At 54.7% G+C, this 3,996-nt stretch carries 3 protein-coding genes and 1 pseudogene; 1 reads left to right on the forward strand and 3 read right to left on the reverse strand.

Annotated features, from left to right (window positions below; genetic code table 11):
- The 3 genes and pseudogenes from ACXJ5O_RS20650 to ACXJ5O_RS20660 all read right to left on the reverse strand — a co-directional run.
- The coding region (locus ACXJ5O_RS20650) for an MFS transporter (RefSeq protein WP_457301529.1) at positions 1-1,561 on the reverse strand (1,561 nt) is incomplete at its 3' end.
- Positions 1,562-1,858: 297 nt separating this feature from the next.
- Positions 1,859-2,875, reverse strand: coding sequence for an Lnb N-terminal periplasmic domain-containing protein (locus tag ACXJ5O_RS20655; RefSeq protein ID WP_457301530.1), 1,017 nt, complete (start codon positions 2,873-2,875; stop codon positions 1,859-1,861).
- A 104-nt stretch (positions 2,876-2,979) separates the two neighbouring features.
- A pseudogene (locus ACXJ5O_RS20660) lies at positions 2,980-3,171 on the reverse strand (transporter); the annotation flags it as partial.
- Positions 3,172-3,436: 265 nt separating this feature from the next.
- Between ACXJ5O_RS20660 and ACXJ5O_RS20665 the strand changes: the two are divergent.
- On the forward strand, positions 3,437-3,706 hold the full coding sequence (locus ACXJ5O_RS20665; protein ID WP_112532657.1) for a hypothetical protein: 270 nt from the start codon (positions 3,437-3,439) through the stop codon (positions 3,704-3,706).
- Positions 3,707-3,996 lie beyond the last annotated feature (290 nt).

Genomic DNA, 3,996 nt, shown 5'->3' on the forward strand with positions numbered 1-3,996 from the left:
TATTTGCTTGGCGCGTGATCTGTTGGGACAACAACGCGATTCCTTCGGCTTTGAGCAAGGCCTTGTCGGCAATCATCCCACCATACGCGTCGGCCAGTTTCGATGCGCGCTCGGTCACCATGGGATCGAAGGGAACGATCCTTTCAGCCAATATGTTTGAGTGAAACTTCTCGCGGATCGTAATGAACGAGCCGAAAACAGCCTGGCCGAGGAGCCCGCCCAGGCTCTGCGTCGACAGGAAGACGATGATGAAGCTCAGTATGTAGTTGGGTCCGCGCTTCAGCGCCGCAGTCAATCCGATCGACATAGCCGGCGGCAAGAACAGGGCGGTCGCCGCCGCGATCAGCGCTTGGCTGACATACATTTCCGGAGGGCGGGTAAGATAGGTCGCTTGGCTGTCCATATAGGATCCTATGATCAGAAAAATCAGCGCGACGGCGTGAATTGCAGGAACGCGTTCCGGCGTCATGACTGCGGCGCACGACAATCCTGCAGCAATCATTGATACCATCATGACGACATAGAGCTTCCACAGTTGGTCGTTCATCAGGCCGAGATTCTGGAAAAAGCTTGTGGCGATGGTCGACTGCTCGGAGACGGCCAGCCGAAAGAGAAGGATCGTTCCGGCAAGATGCAGGATCTCCTTGCTGGCGATCCATCGTATGTCGAGGAGGGGTCTTTCGCGATTGAGTTCAATCACCACGGCTATCGTTATCGTCACAATGGCGATCGCGAGCAGAACTCCAAGCCAGGCTGCTTCCCTCCACCAGTAGAGGCGGCCCGTGACCAGAACGACGGCCGTACACCCAAAACCAATGGCGATCAGCACGTAGCTCACAACGTCCATCTTTTCGATCACCTTGGCACGCGGAATGGGCGTCAGCGGAAGGAGGTAGATCACTCCAAACGAGACGAGCGCTAACGACACTTCGAACATGTAGAGACCTTGCCACTGGCCGATATCGAGTAAGGTCGGCGACAGCAGACGCGCCATCGGAGCGGCAAGCGAGATATTGGTGAGCACCAGGCAAACCCCGATCGTCCGTTTTCGAGATGGCGGAAATGCCTCCAGCATATAGAGAAAGGCGAGGCTCGACAGCGGAGCAGCCGCAATGCCGCTGACAAAGCGAATGATGATCGCGGATTGCAGATCAATCACAAAAAGATGCAGCAGCGAAACCAATACAAATATGGCGATGCTCAGTTCAGCGAAATTCCGGAGACCGTATTGGTTCCGTATCTTGATCAGTGCAACCGAAAGGCTGACATTGGGAGCCATATACGCAGCGATCAGCCAAGTCGCTTCGACATTTGTGGCACCAAGATAGCCTTGAATTTGCGGGATATTGGTCGCGACCAAATTCATGCCGAGTCCTTGTGTCATCGACAAAAGAGTTGATGCAGCGATATAGGCGGCAGATCGGAGCGCATTGATAGGTGGGTCGGCGACTGGCGATGCATCGGTGACGGTCTGCACCTTCGCCCGATTTATGTTGTTTGGGGTGTATCCGACAAACTCCGCCTCGGGGATCATGAAGTAACCCTCTCGATACGATGACATTATTTTCGGGCTAGTTTAAAGCACCTGTGCGCGTCTTCAACGTCTGTTCCCGCAAGAAGAGCGACTGAAGAGAGTGCTGACTACCGCCGCATTGCGCAAATCCTCCCTGTTTAGAAATTGCAATGTGACTGAAGACTCATTTGGATAACAGTACGTTACGGTTACAGGCAGCTGCAACAGCAGGGCTTCGCGGCGGTAGCCCCAATAAACTCGATTTCACACGCGTTGCATGCCCTGTTGCGGTATTCGAACCCGCAGCAAAGGGCGGCGTTGCGAATTTCCATTGTGCTATCGGTATYATTGTTTTTGCGGTGCAGATGGAGAGGGCACATCCAGCCTGATGAGCCGGGAGAACTCCGGTGACAATCCCGCTGCCCTTGCSCGYTCRSCRATATKASCACGSTYCCGCAGMTCCGCRAGCGGCAAACTGGTATCGAGYGCGCCGCGCTCATAGGCGTATTCTGGAAGATAGCCATTGACGATCAGCCGCCAGTCCAGAGGAACCACATCCCCGACTGCCCGCATCATCTTGACGATGGTCGTCGTGCAGTTGGTCGTGATGGAATTGTAGAATTCCGGCGTCGTGGAAAGTGCATTGGCATCCTGAACATACTCAAGCAGCAGCGCGCGGGCCGCTTCCGGAGACGCTCTGAGGCGATATATCTGGACATCTTCGCCGCGAAAGTTCGATCTCACCCCGACTACATCGCGCTCATCCGACGCTATAATCACCAGCGGATCGCTCTTGAAGAGATCGGCAACRGGCGAAAACGCGCCCCCGACGCGCCGCCTCACCTCCACCGACCAGGCGATATARTCGCCGCCCTCGAAGCCGAAGCTTAGAATGACATGGGCGATGTTGGGATTTCCCCATTGWGACAAGAAGAGRTCRGCCGTCCGAAGCTKGCTCAGATYATAGGTCCGCGTCACCCAGCGYTCGGTGAAATCCGTTTTGCTGYGCCATTCGAAGTCGCGGACGTTGTTCAGCGTCAAGACATCRCCRTTACGCGTYCCGGTGACCTGACGCGCCACCTCCGGYGCCCAGTCYGCATGTYCCAGCGGCTTGATCGTGCTCCACCATGTCAGCAGCAGACAGAAGCACAGGAGAAAGGCGACAAGTCCCCATATTCGAAGACGAGTGAAGAGAGCGAYCACTGTTGCTAGGCCGAAAACACCGCATACGAAGGACAAGGCAACTCTTGCTGATGGCCGAACGGGGAGCTGGTACCAAAGTGYTCCKRCCGCCCATGCCGTGGCAACAAGGATRATTGAAGCCAGAATGCCGGYAACCAGCAAACGYCCTATAAGTCGCATTGCCCGCTACTTGATCCTGTCGTGTTGCTTGTCCATGGCTTTGCCAACAGGTACACGGCTCCCCCGGCTGAATGCGCCATGATCAAGGTGCCGGATTCAAAGTAACGGTCGCCGTCGTAGGGGCCGTAACCGCTGTCGTAGTTGCCCTGGAACGGCACGTCGATCAGCGACGCAATGGGATTAGACAGCTTCTTGGCAAGGTCTTCGCTTGAGTCCTGTGCCCAAGCGTCACGATTCCTCCCTAGCAGCGAGAGCGCAGTGACCGGGATCGAGAGCCAGTTCCTGACCATATCCATGTTCGATTTCCCCCACTATATTGTAACACTGCGGGACGGTGCGCGCCACCGACGCTCAATGAGTGACCCGGTTGCGGTCCCAACCAACCCGCTTGACATGGTTACATCGTACCGACGGCCGTAAGTGAGTAGGCGGGGAATATATTACGCGACCTTTGGGTGTCAGTTCTGGCACAAGGCAAACAATTTATCGTACGCGGTCAGTATCTACTAACATATTGGCAAAGCAGAAACAAAAATCATCGTTCGAAAGTGGAGATCCCGGATGGAGATTGATTTAGGCGAAGTGCTTGATCCATTTCGCAGGCACGTCATCGACATCAAAGATGCGCTTGCTCATGCTCGTTATCGCTACGATGGGCTCGATTTGATTTTGGAGACGGTCTCGGACCCCAAGGTACGCGGTGCCTCACAGGAAATCTTTGCCCTGGCGGGTGAAAAGATGAATGTCGTTGATGACATGCTAGACGAACTCTATCGGCAGCTTTCTGACGTCGATCGTATGCTAGAAGCTTACGCGTCAAAACGAGAGTGATGGCGATAACGTTAATCCCGTCGATGTTGGCCGCCACATAGGGCAACACTGTTCAGATTTTTGATGCTCCTCAATGGCCGCTTTGCGCCAGAAGCAGCCATTGCGTAGTGCCTGCTACTTGCCAACAGCTGTCATTGTGATCGCGACCACAGGATTCGATYTTCAGATTTCCCCGTTGAGACCATGCTCATGGACCTCATTCAATACGATTTGCAACGTAGCCAACACGATCGTTGCAGCGATACATCTCCGCCACGAATAAGTTAGTGTGCCTGAGTGTGGTGCACGAT

Source organism: Phyllobacterium sp. P5_D12, from assembly GCF_054049495.1.

Bases quoted from the DNA above. Each gene is read 5' to 3' on its own strand.
- ACXJ5O_RS20665 (WP_112532657.1), top strand. From the start codon at position 3,437: ATGGAGATTGATTTAGGCGAAGTGCTTGATCCATTTCGCAGGCACGTC.